The sequence below is a fragment of the Oleiphilus sp. HI0079 genome (assembly GCF_001635105.1).
Map to the genome: position 1 here is coordinate 1 of NZ_LWFT01000955.1, position 626 is coordinate 626.

At 47.3% G+C, this 626-nt stretch carries 1 protein-coding gene; it reads left to right on the forward strand.

Going from position 1 to position 626, the window contains the following annotated elements; translation table 11 throughout:
* Positions 1-257: VOC family protein (locus tag A3750_RS17475; RefSeq protein ID WP_197475116.1), on the forward strand; the 257-nt coding region annotated here is incomplete at its 5' end.
* Positions 258-626 lie beyond the last annotated feature (369 nt).

Below are 626 nucleotides of genomic sequence, written 5' to 3' on the forward strand. Positions count from 1 at the left end.
AACTGACGTATAACTGGGATCCAGAAGACTACTCGGGTGGTCGAAATTTTGGCCATCTTGCATACCGTGTTGACGACATTTACGCTCTCTGCGCGCACCTTCAAGCTATGGGCGTGACGATTAATCGACCGCCACGTGATGGGCATATGGCGTTCATTCGATCCCCCGATGGTATCAGTGTGGAGCTGCTTCAAAAAGGTGATGCCCTGCCAGCGCAAGAGCCATGGGCGAGTATGGAGAATACGGGGGAGTGGTAGTTTGGTTAGAACTCTACGGCTAATGAGTACGACGTTGAAAATCTTTGATTGAGTGCGCTAAGTTAATGCTCCTTTGATCTGCCTGCTTTTGAGTCGAGCGCGTCGTTGATGCGTTCAACTCAGCTTAAGTCTCATTCCAAATCTTTACCGTGCTTTGTTCCATTACAAGCACAGGATAACTCACTAAGTTTTGAGTCAGTCCCCGTCTTCGATGCAGTTTACAAAGTTTTGATGTTTATCTTATGTAAACAGGAGGATAATTAGGGGATTGAATGCACTGCGATTTGCCGCGTCTCGAAACCGCAGGTGTGTTGTTGTCAATCGCTGAGAAAATAGGTCTGAACATGAATACGATAAGAGCTCTGGCGC